Origin of the sequence: Weissella kandleri (genome assembly GCF_001438705.1) — a bacterium.
Lineage (GTDB): Bacteria > Bacillota > Bacilli > Lactobacillales > Lactobacillaceae > Weissella > Weissella kandleri.
In genome coordinates this window covers 159,839-183,153 of the sequence record NZ_JQBP01000003.1, presented here as the reverse complement: position 1 = coordinate 183,153, position 23,315 = coordinate 159,839, and the positions used below count along the sequence as shown (strand labels likewise).

Below are 23,315 nucleotides of genomic sequence, written 5' to 3'. Positions count from 1 at the left end.
ATGTCAGAATTTTTGATGGAAATTGGGCTGGAAGAAATTCCAGCACATTTGGCCACTCCGGCGATTGATCAATTGGTGGAACGCAGCGCAGCGTTTTTAAAAGAACAACGGTTAGCTTTTAGTGGGATTGATCATTATTCAACGCCTCGACGCTTAGCGATTTTGGTCCATGATGTTGCTAAACGAGCTGATGATTTTGAAGAAGAGTTGAAAGGCCCAATTAAGCGGGCAGCTTTAGATGCCGATGGTAATTTCACCAAGGCGGCAGCTGGCTTTGCGCGTGGAAAAGGCATGACGACGGATGATATTGTCTTTAAAGAATTCAATGGGCAAGAATTTGTGACTTTAACTCGCCATGAAGATGGAAAGCCTGCTGCTGAAGTTTTAGCTGGATTTGATGCAGTAGTTAAAGCTATGACTTTCTCAACGACGATGAAGTGGAGCCGGCATACTTTTGAATACGTTCGACCAATTCGATGGATGGTCGCGTTGTTGGATGAACAAGTGGTCAACTTCAATGTACTAGATGTAAAAACAGGCCGGACTTCACGTGGGCACCGCTTCTTAGGACATGATGTAGAAATCAAAACTGCGTCGTCGTATGCTAAGCAATTAGCCGATCAATTCGTGATTGTCGATGCAAACACACGTAAGAATTTAATTCAAACGCAAATTCAACAATTAGCAGCAGAACATGCTTGGCAGGTTGTGATGGATGCTGATTTGTTGGAAGAAGTTAATAATATTGTTGAATATCCAACGGCTTTTGCGGGACAATTTGATGCCGAATACCTACAATTGCCGGATGAAGTCTTGATTACTTCAATGCGCGAGCACCAACGTTTCTTCCATGTGCAAGACCAAGCTGGTCAATTATTACCTGACTTTGTTTCCGTACGTAATGGAAATGATCAACACCTTGATAATGTGATGGCTGGAAATGAAAAGGTTTTAGTAGCACGGCTTGAGGACGCTAAGTTCTTCTATCAAGAAGATCAAAAGCATTCAATTGATTATTATAATGAAAAATTGGAAGTTGTTTCTTTCCATGAAAAGTTAGGTTCAGTTGCAGCACATACTCGTCGGACGAAGCAATTAGCTTTACAGCTAGGGCAAGCATTAGGAGTTAATGCTGATAATCAGGCAACCATTGCGCGGGCAAGTGAAATTTATAAATTTGACTTGATGACGGGGATGGTCGGAGAGTTTGATGAATTGCAAGGAGTTATGGGCGAAAAGTATGCGCAGCTCTTTTTGGAAACTCCGGCTGTAGGTCAGGCCATTCGTGAGCATTATTTGCCAATTTCAGCGGACGGTGCTTTGCCTGAATCAGTGGCCGGTCAAGTATTGGCGGTGGCTGATAAGTTGGATACTTTGTTGAGTTTCTTTGCGGGCGACATGGTGCCATCGGGTTCAAACGATCCGTATGCTTTGCGTCGAGCTGCGGCTGGAGTGGTTGCTATCATGTCAGCCGAGCAGTGGCATGTTGATTTGATGCAATTGTTGACGGATTATATTGAAAAGCTCCAAGCAACGCCAGATTTAAAGGGGTTGCCTGAAGATATTTTGAATAATTTAATGGATCAACGCGAAGTGGTTTTGCAATTCTTAACTGATCGAGTTGTCAAAGACTTACAACGACAAGGTATTCGGCGGGACATTATTACGGCGGTCACTAATAATCAAAATCCTGATATGACTGGTATGTTAGAAGCAGCGCAAGTTTTGCAAGCACAAGTTGAGCAAGCTAATTTCCGGGCGGGCGTAGAAGCCTTAACACGAGTGGTCCGCTTAACTTCTAAGAACCCCGTTGATGCGTCAATTGATCCGGTTTTGTTTGAAAACCAAGCTGAGCAGGATCTGCAAGCGGCGATGGATCAATTTGCCCCAACTAATTTAACTCAACGATTACAAGCGCTCTTAGGGTTAACTGATTTGATTACGGAATACTTTAATGAAACGATGGTCATGGTCGAAGACGCAGCGGTACAAACCAACCGTTTGGCAACCTTGGCGCAAGTTTCAAACGCGACAAAACCATTAGCTAATTTCTTGGATTTACAAGTTAAATAGTGAATTTCGGGCGTAGAAAGGGTTTCTAATATAAAATTTAATATACTCTTGGGGTTAAGTTCAAAATGAACTTAGCTCTTTTTCTTATTGGTATAATCTTAGGTGACATCACTGGCATGCAAATTATAAAATGAGTGGTATAATAACAGGCATGCAATTCAGTTAGTTGTTTGCTAGGCAAACAATAGGAAAAGCTTTCTTCAGTGAAGACAATGGTGAATTAATTTGGTTAATTCCATGTAGAATGGTTTTCAATATGGAAAATGAATGTGGTATTGATGGGAGGTTAGGATGAAAAGTCGTTTATTAAAACCAATGCCAACGTGGCAAAAAAATATGTATCTCCTTTGGGTGGGTGTGTTTCTTGCCGGCGTAGGCTTGAGTATGGTTACGCCTTTTTTATCACTTTATATTGGGACATTAGGAACTTTTACTAAAAGCCAGTTAAGCTTTTATTCGAGCTTGGCATTTTCTGGAAGCTACTTTGTGATGGCGATTGTATCACCATTGTGGGGCCGTTTAGCTGACACTAAAGGCCGTAAAAAAATGATTATTCGCGCGGGATTAGGGATGAGTATTGTCTTTTTCTTGATGGGATTAGTGAACAATGTTTGGCAGTTAATCGCTTTGCGTGTCTTGCAAGGAGCACTAGGCGGCTTTGCTTCAAATTCAAATGCTTTAGTGGCTTCTGAAACGCCAGCAGAACAATCAGGTTATAGTATGGGAATCATGATGACTGGTATGACCTCGGGAACACTTTTGGGGCCTTTGTTTGGTGGCTTATTGGCAGACACGATTGGCTTTCGAGTAACATTTATACTCACGGGAAGTTTGCTTATGTTGGCTACTCTATTAGTGATTTTTGGCGTCCACGAGGTGTTTAAGCCCGCGGAACATGTTAAGCCTTTATCACGGTCGGCTGCATTTGATAAGTTAGCACATCCCAAAATGATGTGGGGCTTTTTCTTGACGACGATGTTAGTGATGGTGGCGAACCAATCGATTAATCCAATTTTAGCCTTATTTGTCCAAGAGCTGAATCATAACGGTCAAAATACAGCCTTTTGGGCTGGGATTGTTGCGGCTGTGCCCGGGATCGCGACATTGTTATTTGCGCCCACCTTGGGCCGGTTAGGTGATCATTATGGAACTGCGCGCATGATTTCGTTAGGCTTTTTGTTTGCGAGTTTAGTTTTTTTGCCCATGAGTCTGGTGCAAACGATTAGCCAGTTAATTATGCTCCGGTTTTTGATTGGAGTTTCTGATGCAACGATGCTGCCAGCTATTCAAAGTTTAATCACAAAAGAGGCCCCGCATGAGATTGTTAGTCGGATGTTTGCTTATAATCAAAGCTTTCAATCACTTGGTTCAGTGTTTGGACCTTTATTGGGGGCATTAACGGCGCATTATTTTGATTATCGGGGCGTCTTTGTGGTATCGGCGGTGTTGATGGTATTAAACGGGCTATGGTTTTGGTATAACACGCGGACCATGCGGGAATCAGATGCCGGTCACGCGGCCTAACTAATGAAAATTGCAGAATAATTATGATGTGTGGTCTGATTTTATGCTATGATTAGGAGAAATGTTAAATTAGTTATAATGAATTAAAAATGGAGTCTGAATATGTATTCAAAATATTTTAAAATAACTTGGGTGCATCCCGTATTAGTATTTTTGGCAATGGTTTTAGATGGAGCAATTGCTTTAAATGCGGCCCCAATCTTATATCGGTTACCAATGGCGGCCAGCCCTTATTTAGTTTTGCTATTTTTGTTGGCGCCAACTTTGGTGGGGTCAGAGGGCATTAAAAATCCGAGTGATCAGTACCTATTAGCTTTTACCGTTGGCTTAGTTTATGATCTTTATTACACAGGTTATGTGGGGGTCTCAATGATTGGCTTTCCTATGGTACTGGGAATAGCTCGTTGGGTCCAACAATTTTTTGAGCATACTTACTTCTGGGAAATGATGATTTTTTTCTTTGTGCTTAATTGTTATTTGTTATTTGATTATCTAGCTTTTAGTATTATTAATGTCGCACAACAAAATATCCAAGAATTTGTGATTTTCCACATGTTCCCGACCGTTTTGCTAAATATTTTATTATTCATGCTGTTTTATCCGATTATTGAATGGTTATATGCTTTGATGCGAGGTGCTGAAATGATTGATTATAATGTAACCAATCAACAAATTGGGAATCGGATGATCATCAAACGCCGGGCTGATCGATTTAAAAATTAGCGTTGACTTTTTAGATTGAGACGCTTATTCTAAAAATATGCTTTTATTTAGACGAGTAGAGTAATGCGATCTGTCTAGAGAGTTACGCTGAAGTTGAGAAGTAACCGGATCCTTATTTGAACCACACCTAAGGCGAAGTATTTTTAAAATTATTGAAAAACAAATGAATATAATTGGTTCACCGCAGTATAGGTGGATACCATGAAAGTATGGTATGTGAGCAATAGCGAGTAATCGTTATTGAAATTGGGGTGGAACCACGTAATTCAAGCGTCCTCAGGTATGGCATTAGCTGTACCTGAGGATTTTTTATTTTAATGAGTAAAATGTAAATAAGAGCTATAAAGATTAAGTAGATAAGGATGGTGTGAGAACAAAATGGATTATATTTGGAGTATTTTACCGAGTTTATTAGACGGGCTCAAAATGACCTTTGGCGTCTTTGGACTAACTTTATTAGGGTCCTTGCCATTGGGGATGGTTGTAGCCGCGGCGTTGCGTTCTGATTTGGACGTGTTACGTGGAATTATGAATGTTTATATTTGGATTATGCGGGGAACGCCACTATTATTGCAGATTGTCTTTGTCTATTATGGTTTAAGCTTAGCACAAATTGCGACATTCCCGCGTTTTGAAGCGGCGGTACTCACCTTTATCTTAAACTACGCGGCTTATTTTGCCGAAATTTTCCGTGGTGGATTTCAAGGCATTTCACAAGGTCAATATGAAGGGGCCAAGGTGTTGGGTTTTAGTCCCTTTCAAACCTTTAAACTTATTATTTTACCTCAAGTGACTAAGGCAGTGATGCCAGCTATTGGAAATGAAGTAGTAAATTTGGTAAAAGATTCGTCATTAGTCTATGTGATTGGATTGGGAGATTTAATGCGCGCCGGTAATATTGCGGCGGCCCGTGATGTCACTTTAATGCCATATATTTTGGTGGGAATTTTATATCTTGGATTAACAGCTGTTGCAACGATTGTGATGCGTCAAATTGAGCATCGTTTAAATTATTACCGGTAAGGAGAAAATGCTGATGTTAAAAATTGAAAACTTATCTAAATCATATGGAAATCGGACGATTTTTAAAAATTTAAATTTGACCTTGCCAGCCGGCGAAGTATTAGCGATTGTGGGTCCTTCGGGGATTGGTAAGACAACCTTTTTAAAAATTGTCGCTGGGTTATTACCAGCTGACGAAGGACAAATGATTTTAGATGATCAACCTTTGGACTTATCTGGGCACCGCAAAGATGCCCGTGTGGGGGTCATTTTTCAAGATTTCAATCTCTTTCCACAATATTCGGTATTAAAAAACGTGACTTTAGCGCCCCAGACGGTGAAGCATTTACGCCCACAAACCGCACAAGCTCTAGGTGAACAGTTATTATCAGGGCTAGGCTTAGCGGCGCAAATGCATCAATACCCATTTCAATTATCCGGTGGTCAAAAGCAACGGGTAGCGATTGCACGGGCGTTAGCAATGCAACCAGGCATGCTCGCGTATGATGAACCAACATCTGGTTTAGATGCTGAATCAACGCAACGGGTGATTGATGTGATTTTGCAGTTGAAAGAGCAGGGGACGACGCAATTAGTTGTGACTCATGATTTACCTTTTGCAAAAGCAATTGCGGATCGAACTTTAGATTTTGGAAACGAGGTTGAGCGCGGATGAAATGGACAAAACGACAATGGTTGGGCAATGGGATTGTGATATTAGTTGTCGTACTATTGGCTTTGGGAGCTCATTGGAAAAGTAATCATCCCAAAGATCATTGGCAAGCGATGCAACAAACTAAAACGGTGGTAGTTGGAATTGACGATACCTTTGTACCCATGGGCTTTCGTAATCAACAAGGTCACTTAGTTGGTTTTGATGTTGATTTAGCACGGGCAGCTTTTGCGGAAATGGGGTTGAAGGTTAAGTTTCAAGTAATCGATTGGTCAATGAAAGAGACGGAATTAAAAACAGGGCACGTTGATGTGATTTGGAATGGGTATACTGCGACCCCCGACCGTGCCAAGCAGGTGGCCTTTTCTAAACCTTATGCTTATAATCAACAAGTGGTATTAGCTTTAAAGGATTCTCCATATCAGAGCGTGAAGGATTTGAAGGGGCAGAGTTTAGGCTTGCAAACCGGTTCATCGGGGATGCAAGTTTATAACCAAGAACCGGCTAAGTTAAAACGAAGCATTGGTCAAACGGTTCAGTATGATACTTTTGATAAAGCTTTGGATGATGTCGCCGTGAAGCGGATTCAAGGGGTTCTAGTTGATAGTAATTATGCCCAATATTATTTGCGGCATACTCCGCATGCTAATCGTTTCATTATTTTACAACCTGGCTATGATAAAGAGGCTTTTGTGGTGGGGATGCGACCCGAAGATCATGAATTAAAACAAGCGCTTAATCAAGAGTTGGCAAAGCTTAAAAAAAGTGGTAGTATCAATAAGTTATCAAAAAAATATTTTGGCACCCTAGCGCCATAAATAGACTTAAAATAAATTGAATATAATTGAAAAACACCAAAATGAGGTCGTATGTTTTACGCCTTCATTTTTTATTTGCATAATTAGGAGGATGGTAAATATGAAACAAACAAGTATGGCATTGAAGTGGTTACTGATTGCTAGTTTTATTAATAATTTTGCCTTAGGGTTTATTTGGCCACTAACTTCCATCTATTTGCATGATCAGTTGCATCAAACCTTGGTTGTGGTGGGCTGGGTGATGTTAATGAATGCCCTAGGTCAAATGTTAGGAAGCTTGATTTCGGGTTATTTATTTGATCGTTTTCAGCCATTTAACTTGATTCGTCTAGGGGTCGGGGTAATGGCGTTATCCCAGGTAGCTTTTATTTTGTGGCATGGTTGGCCAGCCTATCCGATTATTTTAACGATTACCGGACTTTTTAGTGGTTGGAATACAGCGGCTATCAATTCATACGGAACTCAAGTACACAATCATGATGGACGCTATGTCTTTAATATGTTATATTTTATTGCCAATTTTGGAATGGTTTTCGCAACCGCTTTAGTGGGAGTTATTTATAATTATGGTATCGTGTGGCTGTTCTTGATTTCATTGGTGATGTATGGCATTTTATTGGTGGTCTTACAACGGCATTTTAATTTCACGGTGCAAAATGTAGAAGTGGAAGATGACCAAGCACCTCAAGCTAGTAAGCAACTCCCAAAATGGAATGCGCGGGTTGTATTTAGCGTGGTGGTCGGCTTGAGTGTCTTATGGATTGCGTATTCACAGTGGCAAGGAAATTTGTCGGTGTATATGTCAGATGACTTACATTTACCGCTGTGGCAATATTCGATGCTTTGGACGATTAATGGCTTGTTGATTGCGGTAATTCAGCTTTCAATGAATGCGTTGAATCTGGCTGAAAGTGAGCGCAACATGCGCTTGCAAATCTTTGGCGGAATTGCTTGCTTTGGCCTGGCCTTTTTGTTTCTACCATTCGTGAAAACTTTTTGGGGCTTTGCGATTGCGATGACGATTACAACCTTTGGTGAAGCGACTGCCTTTCCAATGATTCCGGCCCTAATCAATGAATTAACCCCAGCTAAATTAAAAGGACGCTTTCAAGGCTTGGCCGCCGCTGCACCTGCGGCTGGAAAAGCGGTGGGCCCATTGCTAGGAGGGATGATGATTGAACGTTTTAATTATCAAACCATGTTTTACTCAGCGAGTGGTTTGGTTGGTGTGACTTTAATTGTCGTGATGTTCATCTTGATGACTGGAGCTAAATACGTTAAAAAATATTGATAATATCTGTAAAATTAAGTGCTTAAGACCAAAAATTGATTTTTGGTCTTTTTTGCTTGTTATAAAATATTCAAGTTTAATTAAATGAATTAAATTAGAAATATGCCATATGAATCATATGTTTAATTCATAAATATAAAATGAAATCTTTGTAAGACATCATTAGCTTATGTTAATGAGCTGACCTGATAGAATCTCGAAATTAAACGTTACGAATGGCGAAGTTAATTGAATTTTACTTCACAATTAAAAGTCACAAAACGTCATATCTGAAGCACAAAAAAAGCTACTAATGTAAACGTTTTCAAGATAGAGTAAAGGAGTAGATGCAACCTATTATTTAGTTATCCGTTAAGGAGTAATATTATGTCTAGTAAAATGAAACAACGTTTTGCATATGCGTTTGGAGCCTTTGGCCATGATGCATATTATGTCACACTATCAACGTATTTCATGATCTTTGTAACGAGTACTTTGTTTGCAGGGGCTAATAAGGCTGATGAAGCAAAATATATTGGGATGGTCACTTCATTAGTCGTTGGAATTCGTTTGGTAGAAATTATTTTTGATCCAATTATTGGAAGTGTCATTGATAGCACAAAAACTAAATATGGTAAGTTTAAGCCATGGTTAGTGATTGGTGGGACCGTTTCGGCGATTGCTTTAGTGGTTATTTATACAAATTTTTTTGGTTTAGCAGTGAATAAACCGTCATTGTATTTAGGATTGTTTGTGATTGTCTTTATTATTTTGGATGCATTCTATTCATTTAAAGACATTGCTTTTTGGTCAATGATTCCCGCATTATCAAATGATACGTCCGAGCGAGGAACATTAGCCACATTTGCACGGTTTGGTTCTTCCTTGGGGGCTAATGGTACTACGGCTTTAGTCGTTCCAATGTTGGCTTTCTTTACAGCTTTAACTGGTGGAAAAGGTGAAGAGAGTGCCGCTGGTTGGTTCTGGTTTGCCGTCTTGATTGCGGTTTTGTCAGCGGGATCAGCGCTAATCACCGCCAAGTTTTCTAAGGAAAATGATACGATTTTGCGAACCCAGGGACAACGTGAGAAATATAATATTATTGATGTCTTCAAAGCCATCTTTATGAATGACCAGTTGATGTGGCTAGCAATTTCATATATGTTCTACGCGATTGCCAACGTTGCCACGACGGGGGTCTTGATGTTTTATTTCAAATTTGTGGTCGGAATGTCAAGCGAATTTGCGCTTGTGGGAATTGTTTCCATGATTACTGGAATTATCGCGGTGCCTTTGTTCCCCATTTTGGTTAAAAAAATTACACGGCGCTACGTCTTTATCACCGGAATTACTTTGATGCTGCTTGGATATGTGATGTTTATGACAGCTGGGGTTAACTTAACTTTGATTTTAATTGGCTTAATCTTGTTCTATTTCCCACAACAATTAATCTTCTTGTCGGTTTTGATGACGATTACGGATTCAGTTGAGTATGGGCAATGGAAGAATGGAGTACGTAAAGAAGCGGTGACCTTATCATTACGGCCTTTGTTGGATAAGTTAGCGGGAGCTTTCTCAAACGCGATTGTTGGATTCGTCGCCATTGCAGCTGGGATGACTGGTAGTGCAACCGCACAAGATATGACTAGCACTGGTATTCATACGTATAAGATGTATGCGTTCGTCATTCCGGCGGTTTTGATGTTAATTTCAATGATTATATTTGTTTGGAAGATTAAATTAACCGAGAAGCGACATGCTGAAATCGTGAAGGAATTGGAAATTCGTTATCAAAATGAAGCCGATGAAGGTCAAACTGAATAAAGCGTAATGAACTGTTAGATGTTAATTGATTGGATAAAGGAGTATTAGCATGGCACGGATTAAGGAATTAAACACTAAATTTGCGGAGAAATTTGGACCTAAGCAAACAGAACAATTTTTTGCACCAGGACGGATTAATTTGATTGGGGAGCATACCGATTATAATGGGGGTCATGTTTTCCCAGCTTCAATTACCTATGGAACGTATGGAGTAGCTTATAAGCGTCAAGATGCTAAAATTTTCTTGTATTCTATGAACTTTGAAGCTGATGGAGTGATTCAAGTTGATATGGATCATCTTGAGTATGATGAAAAACATGGCTGGGCTAATTATGTCAAAGGGGTTGTTTTGATGCTGCAACGCCAAGGTTATTACTTCGATTCTGGCTTTGATTTGCTGGTCGAGGGTAATATTCCTAATGGAGCTGGACTTTCATCATCAGCTTCATTAGAGTTATTAGTCGGAGTTATGCTACAAGATCTCTTTAAGCTTGAAGTTAACCGGTTGGATTTGGTGATGACAGGGCAACAGGTGGAAAACGAATACTTCGGTTTAAACACTGGAATCATGGATCAATTTGCGATTGGCTTTGGTCGGGCCAACGAAGCAATTCTTTTAGATGTGAATACTATGAAGTATGAAATGGTACCAGTTGAATTAGGTAAGTATAAGGTTGTAATCATGAACACGAATAAGCGCCGCGAGTTAAGTGATTCAAAGTATAATGAGCGCAGAGCTGAGTGCGAAGAGGCCCTAAAGCGATTGCAGACAAAGTTGGATATCAAGTCCTTAGGTGAGCTAACGGAAGCGGAATTTGAAGCTAATCAACAATTGATTGATGATGAAACCTTAATTAAGCGGGCTCGTCATGCGGTGACTGAAAATCAGCGGACGATTGAAGCAAAGAATGCTTTAACAGCAGGTAAATTAGCTGAATTTGGTCAAATGTTGAACGCCTCACATGCTTCATTGCGCGATGATTATGAAGTAACTGGGCTAGAGCTAGATACGTTAGTGAATGTGGCCCAAGCACAACCAGGTGTCTTGGGCGCTCGGATGACGGGAGCTGGATTTGGTGGCTGTGCGATTGCTTTAGTTGATACAGATAAAATTGCTAATTTTGAGAATAATGTCTATGATGCGTATATGGAAAAGGTTGGATACGCTCCAGAATTTTACGTAGCTCAAATTGGTGATGGGGCTAAAAAGTTACGTGACGATGAATAATAATGATTAATAAGAGGATAAAATGATGCAGGTAAGTCAAGCAGTGCATGATTTAGTAACAATAGCAATTGAAAATGGGCGGATTCAAGCCGAGGATCGTGTTTATCAACAGAATATGTTATTACGGTTGATTGGTGCGACAAATTTTGAACCAGTGGCACAAACGATTGAAAAAGATCCGTTGCGCTTACTTGATGCTTTATTAGAGCAGGCACGGCAAGCTGGGGAGATTAATACAGCGGTGAATGAAGATATGATGACGGCCTTAATTATGGATACTATCACGCCATTACCTAGTCAAGTGAATCATAACTTTTGGCACAAGTATGATGAGAGTCCGCAAGCGGCAACTAATTATTTTTACCAATTATCGCAACAAAATGATTACATTAAGACCCGCGCGATAGCTAAAAATATCCATTATTATGGTGATAGTCCATACGGTCAAATGGAAATTACGATTAATTTGTCTAAACCGGAAAAGGATCCCAAAGCAATTGCGACTGCTGCTCAGTTACCGCCGCATCAATACCCACAATGTGCTTTATGTATGGAAAATGAAGGCTTCTTTGGCAGCTTAAACCAAGCTGGACGCACTAATCATCGAGTGGTCCATTTACAGTTGCAAGGGACCGATTGGGGATTTCAATATTCTCCATATGCGTATTTCAAAGAGCACGCCATTGTTTTAAACCATGAACATCGGCCAATGATTGTCAATCGGGCTAGTTTAGAACGCTTAGCTGATTTTGTGGAACAATTCCCACATTATATGATTGGGTCTAATGCTGATTTACCAATTGTTGGTGGTTCGATTCTCACACATGATCATTATCAAGCTGGTCAGCACGAATTTCCAATGGCCAAGGCGCCTTTACGGAAGACTTTTTCCTTAGCTGATTTTCCAGAAGTACAATTTGGGATTGTTGAGTGGCCGATGAGTGTGATTCGTCTTAAGTCTAATGATAAGCAGCAATTAATTGAGGCAGCCGAACGGGTGATGAACCATTGGAACCAGTATAGTCAACCATCATTGTCGATTAATGCATTTGATACAAAGGGGCAAAGACACCATACAATCACGCCTATTATGCGGCGACGCGGAGCTGATTTTGAATTAGATTTGATCTTGCGGGATAATAATGTCAGTGCTGAGTTTCCTGATGGTATTTTCCATCCACATCCGGATGTGCAACATATTAAAAAGGAGAACATCGGGCTTATTGAAGTGATGGGCTTGGCGATTTTACCACCAAGACTAGTGCCTGAATTAGCAGAAGTTAAAAAGGCACTGCAAGGCTTGCCAGCAGACGTGGCACCGATGCATCAACCTTGGTTATCAAGGTTAGAAGCGGGTGCATTTGATGCTAATGATCCACAAGCTGTCGATCAATATGTCGACCAAGCGGTGGCAGATGTTTTCACGCGCGTATTGGAAGATGCGGGTGTGTTTAAAAAAGATGCAGCTGGCCAACAAGGATTTGATGCTTTTATTGCCAGTTTAAATGAATAATTGAAAAGCACGTATCCATTCATTCTTGGTACGTGCTTTTTGGTGAGTTTAGGTGGTTCGGCGAACGGGTTTAGCCGTATTAATTAAATTTTGAATTTCTGAGAAATTGACCTGGGTGGTGCGGAGTCGTTTATGTTGTTTACGATATTGACTTGGGGTTTCATCAGTCATTTTTAGGAAAGCACGACTGAAGACAGCCACATTATTAAAACCGACCATTTCGGCAATTTTTTCAACCGTCAATTGTTGAGATTGGAGGAGTTCACTAGCTTTATTGATCCGGACACCAATAAGCCAAGCTTTGGGTGACATACTAAAATTATTGGTAAAAACGCGTGAAAGATACGAACGATCAATATTTAAAGCGTGGGCCACATCGGATACCGAAATCCCTTGCTCATAATGATTATCAATATATTCGCGGGCCAGCCGAGCTAAACGCGATCCTTTGAAGGCCGGAGCGGGAGCTTGATGGGGGACGTTTTCTTTGGAAAGTTGTAATAGTAATTGATTGACAATTAAATTTAACTGTAATTCACTCTGCGGACTGGCATCGGATAGATTGAGCGTTTCGGTAATTAAGTTTAAGTATTGATCATTATTAGAAGTATGAAATACTTGTTGATGATTTTTAAAGGGAGACAGTTCTTCAATGATTTGAGCGGCCTGGTCGCCATTAAAGGAAATCCAAGCGTATGACCAAGGATTTTTAATATCGGATTGATAAAAGCTAGTTTCTTGGGGGCGGATTAAAAAAGCATCGCCGGCTTTTAGTTGAAATTGGTGATCTTTGACAAAGAAGAGTCCCTGCCCTGATAAGACAAAGTGAATGATGAAGTCATGGCGCTTTGCAGGGCCAAAGGTATGGAAGGGCAAAGTTTGGCTAATACCACTAAAAATATAAAAGATACTTGCCTGAAAAGTATGGGTATCAACTAAATTATAAATTGATTTTTCCACGATCATTACCTCCATGGGTGAAAACGCTTACTATCTTTTATTTTAGCACATTGTTGCATTGATAAGTTTATGGAAAAAGGAGAAAAGGGCTTGCTATTATTGAACGGGTCTTTTATAATTGGTATATACCATTAAGATAAAGGGGAATATCATGAAGATTATTAGAGTTAAAGATCAAATTGAAGGCGGAAAAGTTGGAGCACAGGTTTTTGCGGATACATTAGCCAATGGAGCCCAAGTCTTTGGCTTGGCAACTGGTTCATCACCAATTTCAATTTATGATACGATTACGGCAAGTGATATGGATTTTTCTGATAAAATTTCAGTTAACTTAGACGAATATAAGGGTATTGCTGGAACTCATGAGCAAAGTTATCGTTACTTCATGAATGAACACTTCTTTAGTAAGAAGCCATTTAAGGAAAGTTTTGTTCCAGATGGTTTGAATCCTGATGGTGAGGCTGAAGCTGCTCGCTATGATGCAATTTTGGAAAAGAACCCGCGTGATTTACAAATTCTTGGTCTAGGTCGGAATGGACATATTGGCTTTAATGAACCCGGAACTTCATTTGAATCAACGACGCATGAAGTTGATTTAACTGAATCAACGATTGAAGCTAACGCACGCTTCTTTACTAATAAAGAAGAAGTACCAAAACAAGCTTACTCAATGGGAATTAAGTCTATTATGGAAGCTAAGCAAATCTTAGTTGTTGCCTATGGTGCAAACAAGGCGGATGCGGTTAAGGCGATGATTGATGGCCCTGTTTCTGAAGATGTACCAGCTTCAGTTTTGCAAAAGCATGCTAACGTTATCGTGATTTTGGATGAGGCAGCCGCAAGTAAACTATAATTTATGAATTTAAAAAACGCTAAGTGTGGTGGAAGCCGGCACTTAACGTTTTTTTGTTTGGATGGGGTATCTGTTTGGTTGTTAATCAGTAGTAAGTTAAAATTAGCTCATTATAACATTAATCAAAAAACATTTAGTTATTCTTTGACAAAACTAAATAAACATCTATAATAATGTTTGTTAGTTATTTAATGACCAAACTAAATATAAACAAGGAAAATTCTCATGGAACAAAATAATATATTAGAAAATTTAACGGAGTTAATGCGCCAACCAAGCTTGTGGTTTACGATGATGACACGAAATGATGAACATCGGCAACGTCCAAATAATCAACGCCGGCTTTTACGAATTTTAAGTACAAGTGATCAACCCATTACTGCAGGCACAATTGCGGACATTTTAAATATTCGGCCAGCTTCTGTAACACAAATTATTAAAAAATTAGAAGACGAAAACAGAGTTGAACGGATTAAAGATCAACAAGACGCGCGGATTGTTTTAATTAAGATTACACAAAAAGGTCGCGATTTTTTGAATCAACTTGATTTAACTAGAAACAAAATCGAAGATGAAATATTTAATATTTTCACAGATGAAGAACAAATACAATTCGGAAAACAATTAGAGCAATTAAATAATCATTTAAATTCAACGGAATTTGATAAACAATTTATGGCACATTTAAGTGAACAACAACGCGCACAATTTAATGAAATTAAGAACCGGAATCATTATTTTGGACATCATTTACATCGAACACCAAATTCAAGACATAATTTTACTAATCATCCTAGGTTCTAATTACTAGTAAAAAGAGGAAAATAATTATGCAACGCAAACAACGAAAAACTAGCTCAACCAAGACAAGCTCAGAAATTGGTGGATCAAAAAGTTTGATTAAGATTATTAAAATGGCACACCCACAATGGGGGTCAATGATAATTGGGTTATTTTTATCATTAATTGGAGTGTTTGCCAATTTATTAGCTCCTAAATATTCAGGAAAATTGATTAATTTATTCATGGGAAAACAGGGAATGGACTATCAGTTAATAAGTATTGTGTTAGCACTATTTATTGGTGGGGCATTAATTTCAGCTGTAGGAAGTTTTTTAACATCAGTTGCAGGAGAGCAATTAGTTAAAAACCTACGACTTATTGTTTGGAAACACTTATCAATTCTAAAAGTTAGTTATTTTGATCAAACTAAATCTGGAGAAATCACATCACGTCTAACTAATGACACAACACAAGTAAAGCGGCTAGTTGCTAATGACCTGCCTAATTTTGTCACGAATGTTCTACAAATGTTAGGCGCGATCGTTCTTATGTTTTCGACTGATTGGCACCTCGCGCTTTGGATTTTATTAGCAGCGCCAGTAACATTATTGCTATTATTACCAGTAATGAAGTTTTCAAGAAAAGTAGGACATGCTACACAGGACGCCATGGCTGATTTTTCAGGTGTTGCCCAAGAAACGTTGGCTGAAATGCGTTTAGTTAAATCATCTGGTGCCGAAGATCAAATAATCTCGACGGGAGATGCTGCAATCAATCGTTTATTTAAATTTGGTAGAAAAGAAGCGATCGTTGATGGAATCGTCGGACCAATGATGAGCTTAGTGATGATGGGACTCTTTGTCGTAATTTTAGTGGTCGGCGCGTTAAGAATTGCTGGTGGACAGTCCACAATGGGAACACTATTTAGCTTTTTAATGTATTTATTCCAAATAATGCCAGCCTTTATGGTTTTAGGAACTTTTTCAACAACCTATGCCAAAACTCAAGGATCAACGCAACGTTTAGCTGAAATTTTAAATGAAGACCCTGAAGATTTTGAAAAAGGGAAAACGATAGACGTTGAAGGCCAAACCTTACAAATTAAAAATGTCGAATTTGGTTATACATCCGCTGAAGAAATTTTACATAATATTACAATCGAGGCTAAGCCCAATACGATTGTAGCGTTTGTAGGACCATCAGGAGGTGGAAAATCAACCATATTCCAATTATTAGAACGATTTTATAACCCAAACAGTGGGGATATTCAGATTGGAAATCAAACTGTTAATAATATTAATTTAAAAAATTGGCGCCAACAAATCGGCTTTGTAGCACAGGATTCTGCGATTATGGCGGGAACAATTCGTGAAAATTTAACCTACGGATTAAATGAAGAATATACTGACGATCAATTATGGCATGTCTTACAGTTAGCATATGCTGATCAATTTGTTAAAAATATGCCAAATCAATTAGAAACACAAGTCGGCGAACGCGGAATTATGGTTTCAGGTGGTCAACGACAACGCTTAGCAATTGCGCGAGCTTTCCTAAGAAATCCTAAAATTTTAATGTTAGATGAAGCCACAGCATCACTTGACTCAGAATCTGAAGCCATGGTCCAAAAGGCATTAGAAAAACTAATGCAAAATCGAACAACCTTAGTCATTGCACATCGGCTAGCAACAATTGTAGATGCTGATAAAATTTATTTTGTAGAACAAGGAAAGATTACAGGTTCTGGTTCACATAATGAATTATTAAAAAATCATCCATTATACAAAGAATATGTACAAGAACAGCTGGTTACGCAATAAATATATACACAATCATGATCCTTTTTGATCATGATTTTTTTATATATTTGTGAAATAATTAAACGTATGAAAAACGAAACAACAAATAGGCTAAAATAAAAATATTTTATAATTATCGGCAAGGCTCGCTCTTGTAATTTTTCACATTTACGCTGGCAGAAGACAAGTTTGAACAAGCGGTAATTACTAAATTAATGGCCGAGGGCTGGGAGTATCGAGAAGATTTATCTGGTAAGACGGCTAAAATGTTATATGATAATTGGCGACAAATTTTGAATGAAAATAATGAACGTAGGCTAGACGGGATTCCACTTTCGGATGCTGAATTTGAAAGCGTGAAATTAGAGCTAAATAAGAATAAGACACCCTATGATGCGCAACTAATGATGGCTGGTGCAGGCGGAGTAGGGACTATTCCGCTCATTCGAGACGATGGGACTAAGCTTGAATTAGCGATTTTTTATGGTGATGAAGTGGCCGGGGGGCGTTCACGTTATGAGATTGTGAATCAAGTGACGTTTGACGAATTACCTTTTACACTAAGTAAAAAGCGCCGGATTGACATCATGCTGTTAATTAATGGTCTTCCTGTGGCCCACATTGAAGAAAAAGATGAATCACTTCAAAATCAATGGAATGCGTTTGAACAATTTCAAAAATATGATGGTGATGGAATGTTTACCGGATTATTTTCATTTGTTCAAGTTATGTTTGTAATATCGCAGCATTCAGCACATTATTTTGCCCGACCTAAGAATAGCAGTGCGTATAATAAGGATTTTGTTTTTGGTTGGCGTGATGACAATGGTCAAGATGTGACCGATGCAATGGAATTCATACACCAAGTCATGGGTATTCCAGCGTTACATCGATTAGTGACAGTCAATATGATTCCAGATGCCGCTAATGATAACTTGATGGTCATGCGTTCTTACCAAATCCAAGCGACCCGTGCTATCTTAGATCGGATGCGCCAAATGGATATGAATAATTTCATTGAAAAAGAAGGGGGATATGTTTGGCATACTACTGGTTCAGGTAAGACGGTAACATCTTTTAAGGTGGCTCAATTATTGGCATCAATGCCTAAAGTGCGCCATGTTTTGTTTATCGTGGACCGAGTTGACTTAGTCAATCAAACCTATGAAAATTTCAAATCGTTTGCTTATAAGACCTTTGAAGATAGAATTAAGGTTGTTGATGGGCATAAATTGAAGCGGGAACTAAATCGAAACCAAAGGATATCAAATATTTATTTAATTACCATTCAAGGATTAGATCGAGCTGTCAAAGATAATCTGGTTTCAGATGAACGATTCGTTATTTTGATGGATGAAGCACATCGTTCAGCTAGCGGAGATTCAGTTACGCGCATTAAAACTGCTTTTCCAAAAACAACCTGGTTTGGTTTTACAGGGACGCCAAATTTTTATAGTGATGAAGTTAATGAAGTTAAAACGACTAAAAACATTTCAACGTATGACATTTTTGGAGAACGTTTGCATCAATATACAATTAAGGATGCGATTGGTGATGGAAATGTATTAGGATTTGATGTGACGTATTATACGCCTGAAATCGAAGCTAATAATTCGGATTTGACTGATGATGAATTAGAAAAAGCGGTTTATTCGTCTTTCCCTTATCGACAAGCAGTTGTGCAAGATATTATTAATAATTGGCATAAAAATCATTCAGGACCCATTGAGATGGGAATCAGACAGCCCAATCAATTTCATGGAATTTTTGCGGTTTCTGGAAAACAAGCGGTTGTCGCATATTATAATTTATTCAAGAAGATGGCTCCTGAATTGCGGGTTGCGATTAGTTATTCCCGCGATGAAGATAATGGACAAGGAACTTCAGACCTACAATTGGCTCTGAAGCAGGCAATGGTAGATTATTCAAAATTTTATGGAACGATTAATTTTGTAGAAACAAAAGATCCTGAACGTAATTATTTAAATGATATTACAAAACGCATCGCACATAAGAAACCATATAATAAAAAATTAACACCTGAACAAGAAATTAATGTACCTCAACGATTAGATTTAATAATTGTGTCGGATCAGTTATTAACGGGATTTGATTCTAAATATGTAAATACAATATACATGGATAAGTTGTTGAAGGAAGGGATGCTAATTCAAGCGATGTCCCGGACTAATCGAACGATTGATAGGAACGCTAAGCCGCATGGAAAAGTACGATTTTTCCGTAAAGGTGACGTTATGGAGAACAATGTTCAAAATGCGTTAGTGATTTATACTAAGGGTGGTAATGATACGTTGGGCGATGCTAAAAAGACTCCTGATGATACAGAAAAAATAGATTTATTCTCCAAGAATCTTTTAGCGCCTAAATTGGGTAGTCAAATTATGGATTTAAACCCCAAGATTAAACGTTTGAAAGAAATCGCCGGCGATGATTTTAGTCAAATTCCAAAGTCGGAAACTGAACAGGCACAGTTTGTAACGTTGGCTGCAGAAGTCAATCAGCAAGTGCAGCGTTTGGTACAACAAGATTATACGTTTGGCTCAGCGGTATCAGTGGTTGATGAGTCAGGGAATGAGACCGGGGATAAGATTGGCTTAGATATTAGAGATGAGGCTGAATTCAGTGCGTTGCAAGCGCGATTGTATGATACTAATGCGTTGTTGCCCGATGGCACACACATTGATTTAACAGAAATTCAGATTGCTATTGATTTGTATAATCATGAAATTATTGACTATGATAAATTAGTTGAGCTATTAAATAATTTCATGGATGAAAATTCGCAAGCTAATCGTAAAGCAATTGAAGATCATATCATACCTTTGGATGAAGATGACCGTTTAGAAGTTTTAGATGTGGTAGATAGGATTGAAGATGGCGTTTATCATCAACACTTTGATACTAATTCTTTACAGGTGGAACGTAAGCGCGTCCGATCAGATCGTCAAGAATTAAAAATTCGTCGTTGGTCAGCGAACCATGGTTATAATGGGAATGAAATTATTTCAGCATACTATTTATACTTACCAGGAGTTTCTTTAAATGATAATCCGAAGTTAAAAACTAAAATGGAAGAGTTAGAGGCCAGTTTAGATTTAGGCTTCTTTGAATTGGCAGATTTTGAAGAATCTTTGCTTGCTCTTTTTAAATCTATGAAATAATTCATCAAAATATTTTGGAAAGTAACAAAGTATAATTTACTACTTTGTTAATAAAATCCATTAACTTAAAGAAAATAGTGTCCCTTTTTGGTGACACTATTTTTTAATGGAGGTGACAAAGTATGTCACAAGAAAAAAGCTTAACTTTTCATGCTTATTATCAGCAGTGGATGGAGTTATATAAAAAAGATGCGGTTCGACAAATTACGTATGATAAATATATTCAAACACAAAAAACGCTAAAAGCGTTAGCCCCAGATTTGATGATGAATCAGTTAACACGTCAGATATATCAAACTATTTTAAATGAATATGCACTTACGCATGAAAAACAGACGGTTTTAGATTTCCATCATCAAATACGCACAGCAGTTTTGGATGCTTTAGAGGAGGGTTATTTATCCGTTGATCCAACAAGGAAAGTAGTTATCAAGGGCACGATAACTCAACAACATAAAGTAAAATTTTTAAATCAACAACAATTAACCAAATTACTAGCACAATTAAATTTAGGTGATGAACTGAATTGGGATTATTTTTTACTCTTGATTGCAAAAACGGGGCTGCGTTTTAGTGAGGCGTTGGCGCTAACACCCAATGATTTTGACTTGTCGCGCTTAACTATTGCAGTGAATAAGACCTGGGATTATAAAAATGCTGAAGGAGGTGGCTTTTCACCGACTAAGAATACGGCGTCAGTGCGAAAAATACCAATTGATTGGCAAATTGCAATGCAATTTGCGAAAATGATTGATGGTAAACCCAAAGAATGGCCGATTTTTGTAACACCGGGTAAAAAAATCTATAATGCTACGCCTAATGATCGATTAGAAAAATATTGTCGCAAAGCTGATATACCCGAGATAAGTATTCATGGATTGCGGCATACGCATGCATCATTATTGTTATATGCTGGAGTATCGATTGGATCAGTGGCACGCAGGTTAGGGCATTCAAATATGAATACGACGCAACGGACTTACTTGCATGTAATTCGTGAATTGGAAAATGCTGATACTGATAAAATTATGCGTTATTTGACGACACTGATGTAAGGATGTGTGGGAATTAAACTGATGTTATAAAATGCTGAATTTAAACAATCAGGATTGTTATTGTTTACCCCGTTGCAAATGCTCGTAAAGCACCTGTAAACGTTTAATCGTTTAGTTTTTTTCTTCAAAATTTAATATTTTGATATAATATAAGAAAACGTATTCTTGGAGGAATCAGATGACCTATCGGATGTTTGTCTCAGATTTAGACGAAACTTTATTAAATGATGATGGAACGGTGAATCAAAAAAACGTTGCAGCAATTAAGGCAGCCGTAGCCCAAGGGTTTAAATTTGTACCAAATACCGGGCGGTCTTTTAATTCGGTGCAACCGCTACTCGAAATATTAGGCTTGAAAGGTTTAAAGGACCAATATGTTATCTCTTATAACGGGGGTGCTATTGTTGAAAATGCTGGCAATAAAGTTTTGTTGACGCGTGCGCTCGATCCACAGTTGGCTAGCCAGATATTTGAGGCTGGGATTCAAGTTAATTCAGAAATTGATGCACACATTTACACAGTCAATCATTTGTTCATTTATAATTTATCGGTGACAGATCGGCGGTATATGAGTGAACGGGCGGTCCCATATCAAAAAATTGAGTACCCAAATGCTGATTTTTGGACAAATGCGGAACCAATTATGAAAGTTATTTTTGAACATCCCGAGCCTGCCGTGCGTGAGCAAATTATGACGCAAGTCTTAACTACGGTTGGTTCAGAGGCGGTTGAAGCCACGTATTCTTCAAGTCGTTACGTCGAATTTAATCGAGCTGGGGTGGAAAAAGGTTCAGCAACGCAATTATTAGCGGAACAATTAGGAATGGATATGTCTGAAGTTATGGCAATTGGTGATAATTCTAATGATTTAGCGATGCTGGAGGCGGCGGGACTAGGTATTGCGGTGGCCAATGGAATTGAAGAGGTTAAAAAGATGGCTAATGTGGTGATGAAATATGATAATAATCACGGCGCTGTGGCCGAGGCCTTAGAAAAGTATGTTTTAAAAGGGGTTGATGATGCATCGATTTAGTACTTTCTTGGGCGCCATTGGGTGCTTTTTAATTTTAATTAGTTGGAATGTATTAGTTGGTAGTTTGCAATGGGATAACTGGATTTTAATTATTGGCGATATTATTTTATTTGTACTTCTATCAATTGGCATGACTCGGTTAACCGTTTGGTCAGAGAAAACAAGGCAAAAAAAGCAGGAGTCAGTTGATGAAAAGTAAAAGTAAACAGACTTCGTTGATTGTATTAGTAGGAATTGGTTATTTGTGTTTTGGTATATTAATGGATGCCATTATTCAAAATGTTGGGATTCTCACGGCGCAGGGTGTACCATATTTGTTGCATAAATTTGCGGGATGGATGGCATTCAAAGTTGGATCAAGTACACCGTTTGTGATGTATTTTAGCCATATCCGCCCTGATAGCTGGTTGACGATTGTGTTGATGTTATTAGTCATGAGTGGTCTTTTATATGGAACAATGCGGGTGATGTGGCGTGGCATTAAACTCCAAGCCCCTGATACGGGCTGGTATCATTTGGAGGCGACCCGAAGCTGGTGGATTTTAAAAGGATATGGGTTAAATCTGCTGGGCGGGATGCTCGTTGTAATCTTGGAACGCTTGGTGCAACATCATCAGACTACAGCAGCCAATCAACAGCAATTAGAACAAATGGCCCACTCTGGTCTTATGTTGCAAAGTATGACAATTTTCATGGCTGTTATTTTAGCCCCGCTTTTGGAAGAAGCCATTTTCCGCGGCGTTGTGATGAATTACTTCGGTCAACAGACCCGTTGGCATTTAAACTTGTGGCTATCGGCGCTCTTATTTGGTTGTTTTCATGTGTTCTTACAAACTTTTCAGTGGACCGCTCTTCTGCAGTACACGTTAACTGGTTTGGTATTTGCTTATGTTTACCACCGAACGCGGCAACTGCAGTATTCAATGCTATTACATTGTTTAAATAATTCGATTGCGATGCTTGTCATCTTAAGTCAGACAAAATAGCGTATAATAAAAGATG

The 23,315-nt window shown here is 38.7% G+C and carries 19 protein-coding genes; 18 read left to right on the top strand and 1 reads right to left on the bottom strand.

All coding sequences use genetic code 11. The annotated features are described in order from the left end of the window. From glyS to galT, 10 genes are all read left to right on the top strand, one after another. Positions 1-2,073 carry a glycine--tRNA ligase subunit beta gene (gene glyS, locus IV73_RS04050; protein ID WP_057755262.1) on the top strand — a complete coding sequence of 691 codons (2,073 nt, stop codon included), beginning with the start codon at positions 1-3 and terminating at the stop codon, positions 2,071-2,073. 291 nt (positions 2,074-2,364) lie between these two features. Further along, positions 2,365-3,597, top strand: coding sequence for an MFS transporter (locus IV73_RS04045; RefSeq protein ID WP_057755259.1), 1,233 nt, complete (start codon positions 2,365-2,367; stop codon positions 3,595-3,597). Between the two features lie 102 nt (positions 3,598-3,699). Beyond that, positions 3,700-4,320, top strand: a complete 621-nt coding sequence (mreD, locus tag IV73_RS04040; RefSeq protein ID WP_057755256.1) for a rod shape-determining protein MreD — start codon at positions 3,700-3,702, stop codon at positions 4,318-4,320. Between the two features lie 378 nt (positions 4,321-4,698). Next, on the top strand, positions 4,699-5,343 hold the full coding sequence (locus IV73_RS04035; RefSeq protein WP_057755253.1) for an amino acid ABC transporter permease: 645 nt from the start codon (positions 4,699-4,701) through the stop codon (positions 5,341-5,343). A 13-nt stretch (positions 5,344-5,356) separates the two neighbouring features. Continuing rightward, a complete protein-coding gene (locus tag IV73_RS04030) occupies positions 5,357-5,998 on the top strand; it encodes an amino acid ABC transporter ATP-binding protein (protein ID WP_057755250.1) in 642 nt (213 codons plus the stop codon). After that, positions 5,995-6,813, top strand: a complete 819-nt coding sequence (locus IV73_RS04025; RefSeq protein ID WP_057755247.1) for an amino acid ABC transporter substrate-binding protein — start codon at positions 5,995-5,997, stop codon at positions 6,811-6,813. The genes IV73_RS04030 and IV73_RS04025 overlap by 4 nt, the downstream gene beginning before the upstream one ends. Before the next feature lie 100 nt (positions 6,814-6,913). Then, positions 6,914-8,104: an MDR family MFS transporter gene (locus IV73_RS04020; protein WP_057755244.1), complete on the top strand. Its 1,191-nt coding sequence runs from the start codon at positions 6,914-6,916 to the stop codon at positions 8,102-8,104. 366 nt (positions 8,105-8,470) lie between these two features. After that, a complete protein-coding gene (locus tag IV73_RS04015; RefSeq protein WP_057755241.1) occupies positions 8,471-9,907 on the top strand; it encodes a glycoside-pentoside-hexuronide (GPH):cation symporter in 1,437 nt (478 codons plus the stop codon). Between the two features lie 49 nt (positions 9,908-9,956). Continuing rightward, positions 9,957-11,135, top strand: a complete 1,179-nt coding sequence (locus IV73_RS04010; protein ID WP_057755236.1) for a galactokinase — start codon at positions 9,957-9,959, stop codon at positions 11,133-11,135. A gap of 25 nt (positions 11,136-11,160) precedes the next feature. Then, the gene (gene galT, locus IV73_RS04005) at positions 11,161-12,648 is read left to right on the top strand and encodes a UDP-glucose--hexose-1-phosphate uridylyltransferase (protein ID WP_057755506.1); all 1,488 of its coding nucleotides are present in this window, start codon (positions 11,161-11,163) and stop codon (positions 12,646-12,648) included. A gap of 48 nt (positions 12,649-12,696) precedes the next feature. On the opposite strand, the gene IV73_RS04000 is transcribed toward galT, so the two are convergent. Continuing rightward, positions 12,697-13,614, bottom strand: a complete 918-nt coding sequence (locus IV73_RS04000; RefSeq protein WP_236697732.1) for an AraC family transcriptional regulator — start codon at positions 13,612-13,614, stop codon at positions 12,697-12,699. Positions 13,615-13,759: 145 nt separating this feature from the next. On the opposite strand from IV73_RS04000, the gene IV73_RS03995 reads away from it, so the two are divergent. The 8 genes from IV73_RS03995 (at position 13,760) to IV73_RS03960 (ending at position 23,299) form a co-directional block, all read left to right on the top strand. Next, positions 13,760-14,461: a glucosamine-6-phosphate deaminase gene (locus IV73_RS03995; RefSeq protein ID WP_057755230.1), complete on the top strand. Its 702-nt coding sequence runs from the start codon at positions 13,760-13,762 to the stop codon at positions 14,459-14,461. A gap of 225 nt (positions 14,462-14,686) precedes the next feature. Next, on the top strand, positions 14,687-15,265 hold the full coding sequence (locus tag IV73_RS03990; RefSeq protein WP_057755229.1) for a MarR family winged helix-turn-helix transcriptional regulator: 579 nt from the start codon (positions 14,687-14,689) through the stop codon (positions 15,263-15,265). 26 nt (positions 15,266-15,291) lie between these two features. Then, positions 15,292-17,064, top strand: coding sequence for an ABC transporter ATP-binding protein (locus tag IV73_RS03985; protein ID WP_057755226.1), 1,773 nt, complete (start codon positions 15,292-15,294; stop codon positions 17,062-17,064). A 152-nt stretch (positions 17,065-17,216) separates the two neighbouring features. Continuing rightward, positions 17,217-20,225 carry a type I restriction endonuclease subunit R gene (locus IV73_RS03980; RefSeq protein ID WP_057755223.1) on the top strand — a complete coding sequence of 1,003 codons (3,009 nt, stop codon included), beginning with the start codon at positions 17,217-17,219 and terminating at the stop codon, positions 20,223-20,225. Positions 20,226-20,347: 122 nt separating this feature from the next. Beyond that, positions 20,348-21,280, top strand: a complete 933-nt coding sequence (locus IV73_RS03975) for a site-specific integrase (RefSeq protein ID WP_057755220.1) — start codon at positions 20,348-20,350, stop codon at positions 21,278-21,280. 178 nt (positions 21,281-21,458) lie between these two features. Further along, entirely contained in the window at positions 21,459-22,313 is an 855-nt protein-coding gene (locus IV73_RS03970; RefSeq protein WP_057755217.1) for a Cof-type HAD-IIB family hydrolase, read from the top strand. Next, positions 22,300-22,512, top strand: a complete 213-nt coding sequence (locus IV73_RS03965; RefSeq protein WP_057755214.1) for a hypothetical protein — start codon at positions 22,300-22,302, stop codon at positions 22,510-22,512. The genes IV73_RS03970 and IV73_RS03965 overlap by 14 nt, the downstream gene beginning before the upstream one ends. Continuing rightward, positions 22,502-23,299 (top strand): CPBP family intramembrane glutamic endopeptidase, encoded by a 798-nt coding sequence (locus tag IV73_RS03960; protein ID WP_057755211.1) that lies wholly within the window; start codon positions 22,502-22,504, stop codon positions 23,297-23,299. The genes IV73_RS03965 and IV73_RS03960 overlap by 11 nt, the downstream gene beginning before the upstream one ends. Positions 23,300-23,315: the final 16 nt, after the last annotated feature.

What these genes read in the sequence shown, in the direction of transcription:
- IV73_RS03985 (WP_057755226.1), top strand. Translation starts at nt 15,292, where the DNA reads ATGCAACGCAAACAACGAAAAACTAGCTCAACCAAGACAAGCTCAGAA.
- IV73_RS03990 (WP_057755229.1), top strand. Translation starts at nt 14,687, where the DNA reads ATGGAACAAAATAATATATTAGAAAATTTAACGGAGTTAATGCGCCAA.
- IV73_RS03960 (WP_057755211.1), top strand. Translation starts at nt 22,502, where the DNA reads ATGAAAAGTAAAAGTAAACAGACTTCGTTGATTGTATTAGTAGGAATT.
- IV73_RS04035 (WP_057755253.1), top strand. Translation starts at nt 4,699, where the DNA reads ATGGATTATATTTGGAGTATTTTACCGAGTTTATTAGACGGGCTCAAA.
- IV73_RS04025 (WP_057755247.1), top strand. Translation starts at nt 5,995, where the DNA reads ATGAAATGGACAAAACGACAATGGTTGGGCAATGGGATTGTGATATTA.
- IV73_RS04045 (WP_057755259.1), top strand. Translation starts at nt 2,365, where the DNA reads ATGAAAAGTCGTTTATTAAAACCAATGCCAACGTGGCAAAAAAATATG.
- mreD (WP_057755256.1), top strand. Translation starts at nt 3,700, where the DNA reads ATGTATTCAAAATATTTTAAAATAACTTGGGTGCATCCCGTATTAGTA.
- IV73_RS03970 (WP_057755217.1), top strand. Translation starts at nt 21,459, where the DNA reads ATGACCTATCGGATGTTTGTCTCAGATTTAGACGAAACTTTATTAAAT.
- IV73_RS04015 (WP_057755241.1), top strand. Translation starts at nt 8,471, where the DNA reads ATGTCTAGTAAAATGAAACAACGTTTTGCATATGCGTTTGGAGCCTTT.
- IV73_RS03975 (WP_057755220.1), top strand. Translation starts at nt 20,348, where the DNA reads ATGTCACAAGAAAAAAGCTTAACTTTTCATGCTTATTATCAGCAGTGG.
- IV73_RS04020 (WP_057755244.1), top strand. Translation starts at nt 6,914, where the DNA reads ATGAAACAAACAAGTATGGCATTGAAGTGGTTACTGATTGCTAGTTTT.
- IV73_RS04010 (WP_057755236.1), top strand. Translation starts at nt 9,957, where the DNA reads ATGGCACGGATTAAGGAATTAAACACTAAATTTGCGGAGAAATTTGGA.
- galT (WP_057755506.1), top strand. Translation starts at nt 11,161, where the DNA reads ATGCAGGTAAGTCAAGCAGTGCATGATTTAGTAACAATAGCAATTGAA.
- IV73_RS03965 (WP_057755214.1), top strand. Translation starts at nt 22,300, where the DNA reads ATGCATCGATTTAGTACTTTCTTGGGCGCCATTGGGTGCTTTTTAATT.
- IV73_RS04030 (WP_057755250.1), top strand. Translation starts at nt 5,357, where the DNA reads ATGTTAAAAATTGAAAACTTATCTAAATCATATGGAAATCGGACGATT.
- IV73_RS03995 (WP_057755230.1), top strand. Translation starts at nt 13,760, where the DNA reads ATGAAGATTATTAGAGTTAAAGATCAAATTGAAGGCGGAAAAGTTGGA.
- glyS (WP_057755262.1), top strand. Translation starts at nt 1, where the DNA reads ATGTCAGAATTTTTGATGGAAATTGGGCTGGAAGAAATTCCAGCACAT.
- IV73_RS04000 (WP_236697732.1), bottom strand. Translation starts at nt 13,614, where the DNA reads ATGATCGTGGAAAAATCAATTTATAATTTAGTTGATACCCATACTTTT.